Raw genomic sequence first — 17,029 nt, forward strand, 5'->3', positions numbered from 1 at the left:
TGTTTTCGTTACTCCTTAATTCATTTCTTGTGGGTTAATTTCCACTATATACGTAAGAACCTTTAATATTTTGTGTTGCAAATATAGAGATATAATAACTCATAATAGTTAATTTTTAGATGGAATTTTTATACTCTTTCTTAAATATTCCGTAGACTGTTTATTCTCTAAATATTTTATTTGTTTGAAGATATTTGTTGTTATAAAATCACTAGTTTCATATACTAATAAAGTTTCTTTTAAGAAAAGTTCTCCCTCAATTTCTTTTGTACCAAGTACTTTTTTTAAGCCCAAACAAATAATTTCACCAAAATCATGTCCACAATTTAAGTCTGGATTTACGTAACTTTCTTTTTGAATTAGATTTGTTAACTTTTCAACTATAGCTTTATTGGTTAATATTGTTTTTTCTGTTCTATTACGGCTGTAATTTGTTATTGTCTCAACAAGTTTATCTAACGAAATAAATTCATAGTTCTGCTTGTCGATAAACTTAGAGTAATCAATATTTTTTTTAGAAGAATCATTGCCTTTAAATGAAAGATTTAGATTTTCTCTTTTATTAAGAACTTTTAAATAGGACAAAGGTCTGATAATGCCATGAGTGTAATTTTTTAAACAATCTATTTTTTTATTACTTTTAAATTTGTCCACTTTTTCTGCTGAACAATAACTTTGAAAAATTGTTTCAAATGATTTTTCGATACAAATAATGTTGATATCATGCTCATCAGTTACAATAACGTTTTCTTCTGTTTTTAATTCTTCGGGTATTATTTGCCTTAAATCTTTATCTACTATACCAATAACTTTTTCGAAGCCAAGTTCTTTTAATCGTGAAATAATACTAATTAATTTTTCCCATCCAAATGTTATTTCTATTTGGGTATTCTCGTCTTTAAATTTTAGAAAAAAAAGTCTATCATGTGAACCTTCAACTAAAATGAAATTGTTATATCTTTTTCTACGTTGGATTATAGAATTTGCAATTCTATCTATACTAATGTCATTTCTCATTCTAATTCAATTGTTAAGCTCCAATTATTATTTATAATATCAGGAGAATGAGTAGCTATAATGCTTTTAATGTTGTTTAATTCATTTATTTCTAAAAGGTCATTAATAAATTCGTTCTGCCAAGTTATATGTAAAGAAATTTCTGGTTCATCAATAAGTATTAATGAATTTTCAGGTGTGTTGAATAAAAGTTCATAAAACAATACAAGTTCATGTTGTTCTCCTGATGATAAATTAGATAAAGGTATTGGCTTTTTTGTTATTGTTGATTTAAAGACAAAACCCTCATTTTTATTTACGGAAAATTCTTTGTAATTGAATCTTTTATTAATAATATCTATCAGAGTGTTAAGTTTTAAGCCTAAATCTTTGTAAATACTAAGTTTGTCGTTACTATCATCAATATATATTTCTAAAACGTCTCTTAATGTTTCGTTGTCGCGATACTCTTGGTTTAGATTTATAGGAATTAATGTCTCTTCCACTTGTTCTAATAAACCAACCTTAATTAAAAAAGAACGTTTTTCTTCCAGTTCATTTAATGAATTATCAATAGACGTATTTGACGATGTATTTATTGAGGTTATCTTTTCGATTAGACGATTTGTATATGTTCTATCAAGTTTTGCGGAGAGATTAGTTGCTTCCAGAGTTTTATTTCTAATAATCTCTTTTAACTCGGTTGAGTATTGAACTACAGAACTTCTGTATTCTTTTTCCTCAGAATTTAGTTTAGTCAAAAGTCTTTGAGTTTCAACTAATTTTACTTGAATAGATTTAGTTAAGAGGACAAACCATTCAGGAACTAATTTATTGTTTAAATCATCAACGATTTCTTTCGGGAGATATTTAGAATAAATTTGAAGTAGCTCATTACTGTTAGAAATGACACCAGTAGCGATATCCAGCCATCTATCTGGTCCAACCCTATCTAATTCAGTTGGTATATAATTTCTTAATATGTTATGAATCCTGTTGTTTTGATTTCTTCTGTAAATACTATGCCTGTCATTGTTGTAATTTTCAATAATATCATCTGATTTTATAGAAAATTTATTAGCTTTTTTTGGATTAGTTCTTTTGTATGATATATGTAATGAATAATCTTCATACCGCAACCTAACTTTTTTTTCTTTTTTTTCTTTAACTATTTCTAAAGTAGATAAGTCATCGAAAGTTATTGAAAATAAGTCAAATTCAAATTTTCCAATTTCGAATAAATCATTGTCGAAGAGACATTTTATCATTTTTAGGATAACAGTTTTTCCTAATCCATTTTCACCTAATATTAATGTAATTGTACCATCCTTTACATCGATACTGTGATTAAAGACTCCATAGAGCTTGTTTATAGTAATGTTTTTTATCATTATTCAATTTTTATGTTTGGCTGAAATGATTGTTTATTATTAAAATTGTTTGTGCTAATATATAAATAATTCTTACAAACAGTTCAAATAGCCCTTTTTTTGATTTATCTCATTGTAAAACTTTTCTAATCTTCACGATAGTGTTATTGGATAAATTTGTAATTGATGAAAGCTTTCTAATTGAATAATTTTTGTCTTTTATTAATTCTAAATGTGATTGATTGTATTTTGATAAAAATTGTTGAGGTGTTTCAATCGTATTTAACTGCCTGCCTTTATAGGTTCCTTTTGCTTTTGCAATGATGATGCCTTCTCTTTGTCTTTCCAATAAGAATGTTCTTTCCATTTCTGAAACATTACTTAAAACATCAGTAATTATTTAAAAAATAGAGTTAGGTTTGTTGTCGATCATAGAGTATAAACCAATGTTTTCTGCATATACATTTATGTTAAGATTGCTTAATGTGTTTAATGTTGTTTGAATGTCAAAAGCCATAATATTTCAATTGACTTATTGACAAACTAAACATTTCTCAGTAGGGATAACCTTGTTACACCACGAATTTTTAGTAACTATATACGCTCCTGAATTAACCGTTTTTTTAATTAAATTTATTTGCGCATCAGCTTCAATTCTACTTGAGTATCCTCTTAAAACTATTCTGTATTGATTCCCCTTTTTTATTATGGTGGAATTCGGATTGATTGCAAGGGCATTATTAAGCTTATCCTTTGCACCCTCAAACGTTTTATTTGCACCAGCAATGATATATAATTCAGTCGAAGAGTTATTGCTATTTATTAAAGGTGTTTCTAATAGTTCAACTTTTCGTTGGCTTTCTTCAATTTCCTTTATTTGTTCAGGTGTTTTATTAATAAGAGTGTCATTTTTAATATTTTCTCGTGCTACCGAATATTCTTTGTACTCCTTTTTTAAAGAATCATGATAATTAGTCCAAGAAGTTTTCATATCACCATTTGGTGCGACAATTGCGAGATATTTTGCAAGTTGTACGCGTGCTAATAGATTCTCTTGTTTCACCACAGTAACATATTTATCAAAGTATTCAAGTTCCTTTAAATCTTGATCTCTCTCTTTAAAAAGGTTACTTACGATGAGTGTTACAGTGCTAACGGCAAGAGTTACAATAATCCACTTAAAATAATTAATAAATTTCTCGAGTTCTAATTTTTCTTTTTTCATAAATCGGTAGACTATAAAGATAGATGTTAATCCAATTAATATGAAAAATGAGTAGAGTAAAAATGAAATGGCTCCAGTATCCATAAATATAATTTTGTTTATTAAAATCGTAAAATAAAATGCATGGGAATAATATTAATTTGCTGAACACTAAGTTATTGATAATGGAAAAATGAAACAATACGTATTTGTACTGTTTTTCAATTGTAAAACTTTTATTTCGTTTGTTATATCAAACTTTTTGTTTTTAAAATGAATTATTAATAAATTTTAATAAAATGTGGACTATTTTGCAAACCAGAAAAATCCGAAAGAGCTGATCTGAGTAAAAAAAAATCTACAATTATTGTATGTGCTTAGAGTAATCGTCTGGTAAAACGGCGTCAATATCACGTAATTATTTTTCTAACGCAGTCATTATATTATGTCCAGTAATTAGTATTAGTTTGCTTTTTGCTTCAAAGGGTGTGCTTTCTTTTACTAGCTCTTTGTGTAATTTGGTGATAAATGTATGTCTAAAGCTATACAGGCCATAGTCTTTGTTTAATTTTAACTATCTTTTACTTTTTTGAAACGTTTGCCAAAATAGTTGCGCTTATCGGTTTCATTAGTTGTCCATTCAAGGCCAATTCCCTCGGGGTAAATAGTTAGCTTTCGCTATCAAATTTATCCAATGAAGGGATTTCATTTATTAAGATTTCAGGGATGATTTTAGTTTTGCAGACTTGTTTTTGGCACGAACATAAATAAGTTTGTCTTTTATATTGATGTCTTTAATTCGTAGTCGGATAACTTCAATTGGTCGCAAATGATTAAAAGATATAAATTGAATAAACAGAAGTAAAGTGGTATCGTTTTTAAGTAAATATTTTAGTATGTCGTTTTCTTGCTCAGAACTAAATGTTTTATTTCGCTCTGGGGTTGATTTTAGAACATTAATTTTCTTTATGAAGTTATCTGTAATTATATCATTGTCTCCCAATGATTGAAAAAACATGGATAGAATTGATCTTGTGTTGTTTCTGTTCTTTGGACTCGTAGTTTCTAAAACCGAGTTTAAAAAGTTGATTGCAGTTTTTTTAGTTACAGTTGTTATGTATCTATTTTGAAATCCATTTGCCAACAACCACTTTTCAAATGACTTTAGACGTATTCTGAAATCCCGATAGCTATTTTCTTTTAGTGAATTTTCTTTTAATTTAAGGGCGAAAGTAACTGCTTCGGTAATATTGTATTTTTTAGATTCATCAATTGAAGTTGAATAGTCATAGGGGTTATATCCATTTTCCAAAATAGTTTCAATCGCCTTTGCTAGAATTTTTATGGCTTCTTTGCGTTCTTTTAAGGTTTTGAATTGATTTACGCCAGAATATACCGGTGTTTGTCTTTCTAGTTTGTTAGTAGCAGGATTTCTGAAAGAAAAATACACGTACCAGCGTTTTGATAGATCGCCTTTTGCGTCGTAAATAGTTGGAGATGAGTATGATTTTTTATAGGTCAAATCGTATGCGTTAGCGTATTCTTTAGTTAAGAGGTCTTTGATTTTTGACATAAAAAAAGCGGTTTTAAATTTCTTTAAAACCGCATAAAATCTATACTTTTTACCTTTCAAGGTTGTAGCGAGGACGGGAGTTGAACCCGTGACCTCAGGGTTATGAATCCTGCGCTCTAACCAACTGAGCTACCTCGCCAAGACTGCTATCAGGAATGATTCCCTCATTGCGGGTGCAAAGATAGAAATAATATTAAATGGTACAAGCAAAAAATGAAGAAAAAAAAATATTTTTAAAAATGCATTGTTTTCGGACATATATTCTTATATTTCCAAAAAAAATAAAAGTAGCTCATGGATACAAAAATACGTTACGAAATCGAGTTTCCTATAAATTCTTCGCCGCAATTATTATATCAATATATATCCACTCCGTCAGGTTTGTCTGAATGGTTTGCTGATAATGTAAATTCACGGGGAGAATTTTTTACTTTCATCTGGAATGATTCACAGGAAAAAGCACGCCTGGCTTCTAAAAAAACTGGTGAAAAAGTAAAGTTTAAATGGGTTGATGAAAGTAGTAAGGATACAGAGTACTTTTTTGAATTGCATATTTTAGTCGATGAATTGACTAAAGATGTATCATTAATGGTAGTCGATTTTGCTGAAAAAGAAGAAGTTAGCGAGGCTAAACAATTGTGGGAAAATCAAATCTCAGATTTGAAACATCTTATCGGATCTGTTTAGTAAAAGTCTATTTTAAGCGTTATATTTGCCCTGAACAAAATTCAGGGTTTTTTTATGATCAATTTTAACGGAAACATGGTAGCGCAGGACGAGAATATACTAACTCAAAATCGTGCTTTTTTGTATGGAGATGGTGTTTTTGAAACACTAAAAATAGTCAATAACAAGATATTGTTTCTTGAAGATCATTATTTCAGACTGATGGCTTCCATGCGAGTGGTGAGAATGGAAATCCCGATGAATTTTACCATGGAGTATTTTGAAGCGGAAGTTTTGAAAGTAATCCGTGAAAACCAATTCTCGGCAGCCGCAAGAGCTCGAATTACCGTTTTTAGAAACGATGGAGGTTTGTATTTACCAAAAACAAACGATGTTTCATTTTTAATTCACGCAACTACTCTCGAAAGCGCTTTTTATGGCCTAAATAAGGCTCATTATGAAGTTGATTTGTATAAAGATTTCTATGTAGCCAAACAATTGTTATCGTCCATTAAAACGACTAATAAGTTGATTAATGTCACGGGAAGTATATTTGCTCACGAAAATGGCTTAGACAATTGTATTTTGTTAAATGATACTAAAAATGTGGTTGAGGCATTACAAGGGAATCTGTTTATGGTTGTCGGTAAAAAACTGAGTACACCACCCGTTTCTGAAGGTTGTCTGAACGGCGTAATGCGCAAGCAAATTTTAGCATTAGCTAAAAAAGTGGAAGGAATAGAAGTGGTTGAAGAAATAATCTCGCCTTTTGATCTTCAAAAAGCAGACGAGTTATTTTTAACAAATGTAATCACAGGAATACAGCCGATAAGTAAATATCGAAAAAAAGAGTTTACAAGTAATCTGGCGCATTTATTGGTGCAAAAACTAAACGAATCCATATCTGAAAATTAATTCAGATATGGGTTTTCGGGTGCATTTGACCAAATAAGGTAATCTCCGCCCAACTCTATTATTTGCTCTTTCCAAAAATGAGTGGTGGATTTTCCGATAATTTTGTTTTTGTAATTATTATCAGCAATTATCCAGGAGTTTCCTTGCATTTCACTTTCGAGTTGATTTTCATCCCAACCGGTGTAACCTAAGAAAAAACGAATGTTATTTTTGTTAATAGATCCGTCGTTAATTAAGTCTTTAGTTGATTCAAAATCACCTCCCCAATAAATCCCATTAGAAATTTCAACACTATTCGGGATTAATTCTGGAATATTGTGAATGAAATAGAGGTTATCCTGCTCTACAGGTCCTCCATTATATATCTTGAAAGAAGCTTCAATCTCAGGTATCAGGTCATTAATAGTGTACTTTAAAGGTTTATTAATGATAAATCCTATTGATCCTTCTTTGTTATGGTCTGCTAATAAAATTACCGATCTGTTAAAAGATAAATCTCCAATTATTGAAGGCTCGGCAATAAGCAGGTGTCCTTTTTTTAATTTTTCTGAAATCATACGGTTACAATTTTTATTAAATTTAGTTATAAAATTTTAAAAATCCCAAATAAAATCGTTAAACCGCATAAAAAAACCCTCCACATGGAAGGGTTTTGATTATATTATAAGTTTAGAGAACTTTCTTACTTAGTTCACTGCACCTTCTAATTCAGCACCAGCTTTAAATTTTACTACATTTTTAGCAGCAATTTTGATAGTTTTTCCAGTTTGTGGATTTCTACCGTCTCTTGCAGCTCTAGCAGATACTGACCATGATCCGAACCCTACTAATGAAATTCTTCCTCCTTTTTTCAAAGTAGTCCCTACATTACCTAAAAAAGACTCTAAAGCTAATTTAGCCGCAGCTTTAGTAATTCCTGCATCAGCAGCGATAGCATCGATTAATTCTGATTTGTTCATAATAATTAGTTATTAATTGTTGGTTAAAAAATAAATTGTTAATACACAAATTTAGTAGGAAATCCGTTCCTTGCAAGTGTTTTCTCTAGATTTAGCAAAAATTGTTGATAACTTGCTTTTTTTGTTCATAAAGCGTGTTATTTATCGATTAAAACAGGTAAAAACCCCTGTTTTATTGGTCTTAATGCACCTTTGCTGCTTCAGAAAATGTGATCCCATTTAATAATTCTGCCACCTGCATTCTCTTTTTTCCTGGTAATTGCAGACTTAAAAGCTGAATAAAGCCTTCTTTAATCGCAATTTTGATCTCTTTTTTGCTGCTAATCAAGCTTCCAGCTTCATAAGAGTGTGGCTCAGAAACTAGTTTTGCTTCATATATTTTGATGCTTAATTCTTCGTTTTTATCGTTCAGAAAACACCATGCTGCCGGATAAGGACTCAAGCCGCGAATCAGATTATTGATTTCTTCTCCCGATTTTGTCCAGTCGATTTTGCAATTTTCTTTGTTTAATTTGTAAGCTGTTTTTATTTCAGCGTTGTCTTCCTGAATTGTAGTAATGACATTTCCCTTTTCGATAACCTGCAAAGCATCAACAACAGTCTGACTTCCTAAAAGCATTAATCGATCGTGTAAATGTCCTGCGTTTTCTGCTGGATCAATTGCGATTTCTGAATTCAGGATCATGGCTCCGGTATCTATTTTGTCATCGATAAAAAAGGTAGTAACCCCTGTTTTAGTTTCTCCGTTGATAATAGCCCAGTTGATCGGTGCCGCACCACGATAATTAGGCAATAGAGAAGCGTGTAGATTAAAAGTGCCCAAACTTGGCATCTCCCAAACTACTTTTGGTAGCATTCTAAAGGCAACAACAATTTGTAAATTAGCGTTTAGCGCTTTTAATTCCGCTAAAAAACCTTCGTCTTTTAGATTTGTAGGTTGCAATAAAGTCAGGTTGTTTTCAAGCGCGTATTCTTTTACGGCAGAATATTTTATTTTTTGACCACGTCCTGCCGGTTTATCAGCTGCAGTGATAACACCCACGACATCGTAGTTGTTTTTGATAATGGTGTCCAGGATGCCAACTGCAAACTCCGGAGTTCCCATAAATATGATTCTTAATTTTTCCATTAGGTTTTTAAAGTATAGGTGTTATCGGATTGTATGATAATGTGATTGTTTTCTAATAATTCCTGAAGTACCAAAATAACATCATTGGTATCCAGTTTTATTTGGGTTTGGATTTCTCTGGAGGTCAAAGAAGCTGTTTTTAATAAAGACAGAATTTTATCCGCTATAGAATCGGCTTCGGTTATTTTACCTTTTTTGGTAATGCAATACGAACAAACGCCGCAATTCGATTCTGCTTTTTCTCCAAAATAATCCAGAATTAATCGGTTCTTGCAAGTTTTGTCTTCTTTTATATAGTGAAGAACAGACAAAAGCTGGTCTTTTTTAAGCTGATTTTGTTTTTCCAGATATTTCGATACGCGGTTTATCGTGCGGTCGTCTTCGCGAACTTCGTTAAATAATATAGTAGCGTCGTTGTTTTTAGATTTGTATTCTATGATTTCTTTGTCTCTTAATTTTTCTAAAACAATCGTAACCTGTTCTTCGGTATGATTTGATTTTTTTGCAATTAGGGAAAGATTAAACGGAACTTTCATTTCGTGTATCCCCGGATAGGTTCTTAAAATAGCCAAAATGATTTCTTCGTCATTTCGATTCAGGCTCATGTAGCGTAACACTTCTTTCGATTCTATTAAAAATTGAAGGGTTATCTTTTCTGAAAACTCCTGAGACATTGTAATAATGCTTTGCTGATTTAGAAATTGCAAGGCATTGTATGTTTTTAAAGTAGGGAAGTCGTATTTCTGACAGAAATGATTCAGTTTGAAAGAGTAAGAGTCATCTAAACCTTCACCATAAGCAATCTGAAAATAATTGCAAAGCTTGACGTAAACGGTATTCAGGAATTTTTTATCAGGTAAAATGCTCAAGAACTGCTGCTCCGTTTGATTGGTGTCTGATGGACTGGTGAGTAAAACAGCAAAAGATTTAGCTCCGTTTCTTCCTGCTCTTCCCGATTCCTGATAATAATTTTCTATGTTTTCAGGAAGCTGGGTGTGAATAACTGTTTTTACATTGTCTTTGTCGATTCCCATTCCAAATGCATTTGTTGCTACAATGACCTGTGCTTGTTCGGACATCCACAATTGCATGTTTTTATCTTTTTCTTTGGAGGAAAGGCCACCGTGATAATAAGTTGCTCTAAAACCCAACGATTGTAATTGTGTTGAAATGTTCAGGCATGATTTTCTATTACGCACATATATAATAGAAGGTTGCGGGTTTTTCTTTAAGATTTGTTCGACGCGGTAGAGTTTATCTTCTACCTCAAAAACCATGTAAGCAATATTCTCTCTTGCAAATGACTGCTGGAAAAATCGGGTATCTTTTAAACTCAGTTCTGTCTTAATATCTTCTATAACTCTGGGTGTTGCCGTAGCAGTCAAAGCTAAAAAAGGAATTTTTGGAAAGAATTTTTTAAGTTCAGAAATCTTCAAATAGGCTGGACGAAAATCATGTCCCCATTGCGAAACACAGTGTGCTTCATCTATAGCAATTAGATTTATGGGTAGATTTTTAATGCGTTCGAGAATCCAATCTGATTGTAGTCTTTCGGGCGAAAGGTATAAAAACTTGTAATTTCCGTATTGGCAATTGTCCAGAAGATCGATGATTTCTTCGGTGTGAATTCCACCGGTAAGCGCAATCGCTTTGATTTCTCTTTTCTGCAAATTGGCAACCTGATCTTTCATTAGCGCGACCAAAGGCGAAATCACCAGGCAAATTCCCTCCTGCATCATAGCCGGAACCTGAAAACAAATCGATTTCCCTCCACCCGTTGGCAACAGGGCAAAGGTATCCTGACCGTCTAAAACCGAATCAATAATTTCTTTTTGCAGCGGTCTGAAACTGTCATGTTTCCAGTATTTTAATAGAATTTCCTGCGCTTCGGGCATTGGTCTTGTTTTAAAGTTAAAAAATTTAGAAATCAGTTTCTAGTTTTGCAACTTTAAAACAGGCCTAAATTTTATCTAAGATATAAAGAATTCTGTTCTCAACCGTGTCTTTAGGGACTTCGATTAAGTCGTAGCCATATTTCTTATAGGTGTCAACCAAGTGATTTTGAATTTTTACAGCCTGATCAAAATTCTCGTAACGCTCTGTATCGCTTTCATAAATTTCCTCCCAAGGTGGTAAAATAAAAATTTTAGAATATTTGATATCCTCACACGCTTTTACAAAATGCTCCGGATATTCATCACCAATATAATCCATATAAGCGAGAACATCAGGAATTCCGCGATCTATAAAAACAACCTTGTCAGATTCTTGAACCGCATCTTCATATTGTTTGATACGTCCTTGAAGTAACATTTCGCTAAACAATAAAGGCTGATCTAAAAACAATTGATCGATACCTCGTTGTTGCGCTTCGAGTGTAACTTGTCTTGAAATTTCAGGATAACAGGAGTAGCCACGAGCTACCAATTCGTTAATAAGAGTAGATTTCCCCGTTCCCGGGCCACCAATGAGAACTATGATTTGTTTTTGCACTTTCTAAAAATAAAGCGCAAATTTACCTAAACTTATTCGTAATTAAAAAGATTATTTCTCAGAAACGAACGATTTCGCAATTTTAGGGAGAAAGGTCTCTGTTTTTGGCTTTGTTTTAGATGACTAGTAATAATAATCAGAGGCTATGAAAATAAGGTGTTCCAATTAATGTTAAGAGAAAAGGAGGTCCTTTTCTTCAGGGTTTTTTCTTCTGAAAGTACACCTGCAAGGTTTTTAAAACCTTGCAGGAGAGTTGAATTGTAGATTGTTTATTAAGCTAGTCCGGCGATACTTAAGGCTGAATAATTATGTTTAGTTAGATTGATCTTTAAGCTAATATTGCAGTTTCCTCCATCGTTCATTTGAATTAAAGAGTATTTAAATTCTTTGTTATTGTGAGGGCTTTTGCAATAGCACAAAATCAAAACTTCTTTTTCGTTTTTATCATTTAAAATGGCGATACATTGTTTTACATATTGGTCTATTTTTCTAAGTTTGACATTGTTCTCTGAAAAGCATTTTTTTAAAATCTGATCAACTTCATGCAATTCATTTTCAGTTAAGTCATAAGGCTTTATTGTATTTGGTTTGTAATCAAAATAAGGACTATAGAATTTTGAGTCAAATGTAAAAAAAGCATAATCTTCGTATTTTTTAAGGGGCAGTTTGTTCTTTGTTTGTAATAGATTTTTCTTGATTTCAATTTTTAAAGGAAACTTTCCATCAATAAATTCGATAAAATTGTTTTTGATAACGGCCTTTTCACTTTCGTTAAAACGAAACCCTGTCCGGTCGAAATAAAGTGTGTCCTTTTTTGAATAACAAAAACCACTAAATTTTTCTGTTTTTTCATGATCTGTGCTTTCTTCAATAGTTGTAAACACGTAAGTGCTGTCGGAATAGAATTCAAATTTTGTACTTCCTCCAAAGTCATAATTATTTACAGCTAAAATTTTTTCTATTTTTTGATTTTTTGACTTTTCAGTGTCTACTTTCTTGCATTGAATGAATAATGCGAGAGTTAAAGCTGATAACAGGAGTTGTATTTTCATTTTAAAAGTGGTTTTTAATTCCTTGGAAATAACAATAGATATAAGAATGCTTTGTTGATTCTAAAACTTTTTTCAAAGAGAAATTTAATTGTATCCGCCAATAAAGAGCGTAAATAAGCCGGATATCACAAAAAGAAAAATGTAAAGTAGTAGTAAAAAAATATTTACATTTTTTAATAACGTTTGTTTTTTGTTGGTAAATCGAGAAGTTTCTTTCGCTAAGAAAATAAGAAGTAGCAAAAGAAAAACTGTAGTAGTCCAAGCTAAGAATATTGCTTTTTCATCACGGGCATCAGTCATGCTTACGGCAATTAGAAAAATAATAAAAAAAGGAATCCCAAGTCGGATTGCTAAATGTGAAATTAAATTTGTTTTCTCTTCCTGCACAGGTTTTGGGTCAGTATTTTTAATTTCGGAAGAGTCGGTTGGTTTATCACTCATGTTTTTTGTTTTTTAATTGCATAAATCTGTAAGATATTTCAAATGTAAAAGGTTGCCACGAATTACGCTAATTTCCACTAATTTTAATTTTATGGAAGCGTTAACACAATTTTGGATTGGTAAAATTCTATTTCGCCCCAATGATTAGTGCCAATTCGTGAAATTCGTGTTGAACAAAGTAAGCAGCTTTACGATATTTTAAGATCTAGAAAGCAAAAAGATTGAAAAGTCTATCAGGTATAGAGGTTGCCACGAATTACGCTAATTTCCATTAATTTTAATTTTATGAAAGCGTTAACACAATTTTGATTTGGTAAAATTTGATTTCGCGTCAAAATAATTAGTGCCAATTCGTGAAATTCGTGTTGAACAAAGGAAGCAGCTTTACGGTATTTTAAGTTCTGGAAAGCAAAAAGATTGAAAAGTCCATCAGGTAGCGTGATAGACACGAATTACACTAATTTCAACTAATTTTAGTTTTATGGAAGCGTTAACACAATTTTGGATTGGTGAAATTCGATTTTGCTCAAAAATAATTAGTGAAAATTAGTGAAATTCGTGTTGAACAAAGTAAACTTATTCGAGATATTTCCGGTTCAGAAAAATCTAAAACCTAAAATCTGAAATCTGAAATCAAAACCGTATATTTGCGTTTATTTTAATATAAGCATGGAGAACGATAAAGAAAAAAGCACCGCTGAATTTTACGAAAGATTAAAGACTGAGTTAGACAACAGTAACACTTGGCCGGCAGAATATTTGTATAAATTTATAATGCCTTCAGTTGCTGATAATGTTGAGAGAGTCGAAAGAGCTTTTGACAGTATGGGTGCGGTTATTAAAACAACAAAATCTAAAACAGGTAAATTTACCAGTGTTTCTGTAGATGTAACGATGAATAGTGCTGATGAAGTGATCGTTAAGTACAAAGAAGTTTCTACAATAGAAGGTATAGTTTCATTATAACTTATGGTCGAAAAATATAAAAAAGAAGTCGCAAATGACGTTGTTTTTAATTTAGAATACAATTCTGAAAGACAGCGTTTACTTATTCCGGAATATGGTCGTCATTTACAAAAATTGATTGATCAGGCAACCGTTATTGAAGATGCTGAAACGCGTAATAAAGCGGCAAAGTATATCATTCAGGTAATGGGAAGTTTGAATCCGCATTTACGTGATGTACCGGATTTTCAGCATAAATTATGGGATCAGCTTTTTATCATGTCTGATTTTAAATTAAATGTAGAATCTCCATACCCAATTCCATCTCGTGATGTATTGCAACTGAAACCGGATGTTTTGCAATATCCACAGAACTTTCCAAAATACAGATTTTATGGGAACAATATCAAATATATGATTGATGTTGCCAATAAATGGGACGATGGCGAAATGAAAAATGCATTGGTTCTGGTGATTGCCAACCATATGAAAAAATCATATTTAAGTTGGAATAAAGACACCGTAAAAGACGATGTTATTTTTGAACACTTATTTGAATTGTCAGGCGGAAAAATCAACTTACTGCAAAGTACAGAAGAACTTTTGAATACCACCGATTTATTGCGTACGAACAAACGTATCTCTAATAAAATCACACCGGCTGGACAACCAAAAATTCAAAGCAACAAAAACAATAATAAAGGCGGGAAGCCAAAACCTTTTCAGAAAAACAACAATCAGAAGAATGTTTAGGGAAAGTTGCTAAGAGGCTAAGTTACTAAGTTGCTGAGATTTTGTTTGAATGTGAACTCAGAACCTTAGAGTCTTTAAAAAAGAATAATAAAAAAAGTTGCTAAGAGGCTAAGTTACTAAGTTGCTGAGATTTTGTTTGGATGTAAACTCAGAACCTTAGAGTCTCAGAACCTTAGAGTCTCAGAATCTTAGAACCTTTAAAAAGAAAACAATAATAAAAAAAACGGCTAAGTTGCTAAGAGACTAAGATCCTGATTTTTTTCAGAAGCTTAGTGCCTCAGAACCTTAGAACCTCAGAACCTAAAAAAAGAATATGGGAATTTTTAAAATCGAAGGAGGAATACCTTTAAAAGGAGAAATCACTCCGCAAGGAGCAAAAAATGAGGCATTACAAATTTTATGTGCAGTGCTTCTAACAGGAGAAAAGGTAAGAATTAATAACATTCCTGATATTATTGATATCAATAAATTAATCACTTTGTTGGGTAATTTAGGGGTGAAAATTCAAAGAAACGAACCAGGTTCTATTACATTCCAGGCAGATGAGGTAAATGTTGGGTATTTAGAAACAGAAGCTTTTAAGAAAGAGGGTGGAGCACTTCGTGGTTCTATCATGATTGTTGGGCCGTTATTGGCTCGTTTCGGAAGAGGATATATTCCAAAACCGGGAGGAGATAAAATTGGTCGTCGCAGATTAGATACACACTTTGAAGGTTTTATTAACCTTGGAGCAAAATTCAGATACAACAGAGAAGATCACTTTTATGGTGTAGAATCTCCGGAAGGAGGTCTTACAGGAACTGACATGTTACTTGATGAGGCTTCTGTTACAGGAACTGCAAATATTGTAATGGCAGCAGTTTTAGCAAAAGGAGTAACAACAGTTTATAATGCTGCCTGCGAGCCTTACTTGCAACAGTTATGTAAAATGTTGAATTCGATGGGAGCTAAAATCACCGGAGTTGGTTCTAATTTACTGACTATCGAAGGTGTTGAAAGCCTTGGTGGTTGTGAACACAGAATTCTTCCGGATATGATTGAAATCGGTTCTTGGATTGGTCTTGCAGCTATGACAAAAAGCGAAATTACAATCAAAAATGTAAGCTGGGAAAATTTAGGTTTGATCCCGAACACATTCAGAAAATTAGGTATTACAATCGAAAAACGTGGTGATGATATTTACATTCCTGCTCATACAAATGGGTACGAAGTAAAAACTGACATTGATGGTTCTATCTTAACTATTGCTGATGCACCATGGCCAGGATTTACGCCTGACTTATTGAGTATCGTTTTGGTGGTGGCAACACAAGCTAAGGGCGATGTTTTGATTCACCAAAAAATGTTCGAAAGCCGTTTGTTTTTCGTTGATAAATTGATTGATATGGGGGCAAAAATTATGTTATGTGATCCGCACAGAGCGGTGGTGATGGGACATAATTTCGAATCTCAACTTAAAGCTACAACAATGTCATCTCCGGATATTCGTGCGGGAATCTCATTGTTAATTGCTGCTTTATCTGCAAAAGGTACAAGTACAATTCAAAATATAGAACAAATCGACCGTGGATACGAGCGTATCGACGAGCGTTTAAGAGCTATTGGAGCAAAAATCGTGAGAGCATAGTTAAAAAATCTCAAATGACGAATGAACAAAAAGCTATAAAAGCTACTTATTTTAGTATAGCTGGAAACACCTGCCTTGCCCTTGTAAAAGGATTGGCAGGTTTTTTTGGCAATTCTTATGCCTTGATTGCCGATGCGATCGAATCAACAACGGATATATTTTCGTCTTGTTTGGTATTATTCGGAATCAAATATTCAAGTAAACCGGCTGATGAGAATCACCCTTACGGACATGGTCGTGCCGAACCTCTGATTACCTTTTTGGTAGTTGGCTTTCTAATTACTTCTGCAACGATTATTGGGTATGAGAGCATTGCCAATATTCAAACCCCACACGATTTACCAAAATCATGGACATTGTATATTTTAGGCCTGATTATTATCTGGAAGGAATATTCATTCCGATTGGTAATGAAACGCAGTAAACAAACCAATAGTTCCTCTCTGGCGGCAGATGCCTGGCATCATCGCAGTGACGCTATAACTTCTATTGCGGCATTTGTTGGAATTTCAATTGCCTTGATTATGGGAAAAGGTTATGAATCTGCCGATGACTGGGCGGCACTTTTTGCTGCTTTCTTCATCTTATACAACAGCTATAAAATTTTCAGACCCGCTCTTGGTGAAATCATGGACGAAAATCTAAACGCCGATTTGGTAGAAGAAATTCGCATCACTTCTTTGACAGTTGACGGCATTTTAGGAACAGAAAAATGTTTTATCAGAAAAGCAGGAATGCAATACCATGTTGATCTTCATGCTATAGTGTCGGCAAAAATTTCGGTAAAAGAAGGACACGAGTTATCACATAAATTACAGGATACCCTCAAAGAAGTAATTCCTCAATTAGGAAATGTTTTAATCCATATTGAGCCGGATGATTATCATTAGGGAGTTGCTAAGTGAC

At 32.6% G+C, this 17,029-nt stretch carries 18 protein-coding genes and 1 tRNA gene; 6 read left to right on the forward strand and 13 right to left on the reverse strand.

Going from position 1 to position 17,029, the window contains the following annotated elements; genetic code table 11:
• Window positions 1–108: 108 nt before the first annotated feature.
• From ACHRV3_RS10905 to ACHRV3_RS10930, 6 genes are all read right to left on the reverse strand, one after another.
• Window positions 109–1,017 carry a hypothetical protein gene (locus ACHRV3_RS10905; protein WP_395434642.1) on the reverse strand — a complete coding sequence of 303 codons (909 nt, stop codon included), beginning with the start codon at window positions 1,015–1,017 and terminating at the stop codon, window positions 109–111.
• Window positions 1,014–2,387 (reverse strand): AAA family ATPase, encoded by a 1,374-nt coding sequence (locus tag ACHRV3_RS10910; protein WP_395434643.1) that lies wholly within the window; start codon window positions 2,385–2,387, stop codon window positions 1,014–1,016. The genes ACHRV3_RS10905 and ACHRV3_RS10910 overlap by 4 nt, the downstream gene beginning before the upstream one ends.
• Window positions 2,388–2,496: 109 nt before the next feature.
• Window positions 2,497–2,733, reverse strand: a complete 237-nt coding sequence (locus tag ACHRV3_RS10915) for a hypothetical protein (protein ID WP_395434644.1) — start codon at window positions 2,731–2,733, stop codon at window positions 2,497–2,499.
• 165 nt (window positions 2,734–2,898) lie between these two features.
• Entirely contained in the window at window positions 2,899–3,591 is a 693-nt protein-coding gene (locus ACHRV3_RS10920; RefSeq protein WP_395434645.1) for an SPOR domain-containing protein, read from the reverse strand.
• A gap of 691 nt (window positions 3,592–4,282) precedes the next feature.
• Window positions 4,283–5,143, reverse strand: a complete 861-nt coding sequence (locus ACHRV3_RS10925; RefSeq protein WP_395434646.1) for a hypothetical protein — start codon at window positions 5,141–5,143, stop codon at window positions 4,283–4,285.
• Between the two features lie 65 nt (window positions 5,144–5,208).
• Window positions 5,209–5,282: transfer RNA gene (locus ACHRV3_RS10930), tRNA-Met, on the reverse strand.
• 155 nt (window positions 5,283–5,437) lie between these two features.
• Here ACHRV3_RS10930 and ACHRV3_RS10935 point away from each other — a divergent pair.
• Window positions 5,438–5,830, forward strand: coding sequence for an START-like domain-containing protein (locus ACHRV3_RS10935; protein WP_047773995.1), 393 nt, complete (start codon window positions 5,438–5,440; stop codon window positions 5,828–5,830).
• A gap of 54 nt (window positions 5,831–5,884) precedes the next feature.
• Entirely contained in the window at window positions 5,885–6,724 is an 840-nt protein-coding gene (locus ACHRV3_RS10940) for an aminotransferase class IV (protein ID WP_395434647.1), read from the forward strand.
• On the opposite strand, the gene ACHRV3_RS10945 is transcribed toward ACHRV3_RS10940, so the two are convergent.
• The 7 genes from ACHRV3_RS10945 to ACHRV3_RS10975 form a co-directional block, all read right to left on the reverse strand.
• Window positions 6,721–7,281, reverse strand: a complete 561-nt coding sequence (locus ACHRV3_RS10945; protein WP_047773992.1) for a YqgE/AlgH family protein — start codon at window positions 7,279–7,281, stop codon at window positions 6,721–6,723. The two genes, ACHRV3_RS10940 and ACHRV3_RS10945, sit on opposite strands and share 4 nt — an antisense overlap.
• A 129-nt stretch (window positions 7,282–7,410) precedes the next feature.
• Window positions 7,411–7,683 (reverse strand): HU family DNA-binding protein, encoded by a 273-nt coding sequence (locus tag ACHRV3_RS10950; protein ID WP_012022249.1) that lies wholly within the window; start codon window positions 7,681–7,683, stop codon window positions 7,411–7,413.
• 181 nt (window positions 7,684–7,864) lie between these two features.
• Window positions 7,865–8,812 (reverse strand): methionyl-tRNA formyltransferase, encoded by a 948-nt coding sequence (gene fmt / locus ACHRV3_RS10955; protein WP_395434648.1) that lies wholly within the window; start codon window positions 8,810–8,812, stop codon window positions 7,865–7,867.
• Window positions 8,812–10,707, reverse strand: a complete 1,896-nt coding sequence (locus ACHRV3_RS10960; protein ID WP_395434650.1) for an ATP-dependent DNA helicase RecQ — start codon at window positions 10,705–10,707, stop codon at window positions 8,812–8,814. Before ACHRV3_RS10960 ends, fmt begins: the two co-directional genes overlap by 1 nt.
• 64 nt (window positions 10,708–10,771) lie before the next feature.
• Window positions 10,772–11,305 (reverse strand): AAA family ATPase, encoded by a 534-nt coding sequence (locus ACHRV3_RS10965; RefSeq protein ID WP_047773981.1) that lies wholly within the window; start codon window positions 11,303–11,305, stop codon window positions 10,772–10,774.
• Between the two features lie 272 nt (window positions 11,306–11,577).
• The gene (locus tag ACHRV3_RS10970; protein ID WP_395434651.1) at window positions 11,578–12,357 is read right to left on the reverse strand and encodes a hypothetical protein; all 780 of its coding nucleotides are present in this window, start codon (window positions 12,355–12,357) and stop codon (window positions 11,578–11,580) included.
• A gap of 84 nt (window positions 12,358–12,441) precedes the next feature.
• Window positions 12,442–12,798 carry a hypothetical protein gene (locus ACHRV3_RS10975; protein WP_395434652.1) on the reverse strand — a complete coding sequence of 119 codons (357 nt, stop codon included), beginning with the start codon at window positions 12,796–12,798 and terminating at the stop codon, window positions 12,442–12,444.
• 669 nt (window positions 12,799–13,467) lie between these two features.
• Between ACHRV3_RS10975 and ACHRV3_RS10980 the strand changes: the two genes are divergently transcribed.
• The 4 genes from ACHRV3_RS10980 to ACHRV3_RS10995 all read left to right on the forward strand — a co-directional run bounded on the left by ACHRV3_RS10980 (window position 13,468) and on the right by ACHRV3_RS10995 (window position 17,013).
• Window positions 13,468–13,764 (forward strand): DUF493 family protein, encoded by a 297-nt coding sequence (locus ACHRV3_RS10980; RefSeq protein ID WP_047773978.1) that lies wholly within the window; start codon window positions 13,468–13,470, stop codon window positions 13,762–13,764.
• A 3-nt stretch (window positions 13,765–13,767) separates the two neighbouring features.
• Complete coding sequence (locus ACHRV3_RS10985) at window positions 13,768–14,496, forward strand: DUF4290 domain-containing protein (RefSeq protein WP_047773976.1); 729 nt, start codon at window positions 13,768–13,770, stop codon at window positions 14,494–14,496.
• Between the two features lie 313 nt (window positions 14,497–14,809).
• Window positions 14,810–16,123, forward strand: a complete 1,314-nt coding sequence (murA, locus tag ACHRV3_RS10990; protein WP_047773975.1) for a UDP-N-acetylglucosamine 1-carboxyvinyltransferase — start codon at window positions 14,810–14,812, stop codon at window positions 16,121–16,123.
• A gap of 14 nt (window positions 16,124–16,137) precedes the next feature.
• Entirely contained in the window at window positions 16,138–17,013 is an 876-nt protein-coding gene (locus tag ACHRV3_RS10995; protein WP_047773973.1) for a cation diffusion facilitator family transporter, read from the forward strand.
• Window positions 17,014–17,029 lie beyond the last annotated feature (16 nt).

Origin of the sequence: Flavobacterium sp. FlaQc-49, from assembly GCF_044005985.1 — a bacterium.
GTDB classification, from domain to species: domain Bacteria; phylum Bacteroidota; class Bacteroidia; order Flavobacteriales; family Flavobacteriaceae; genus Flavobacterium; species Flavobacterium cupriresistens.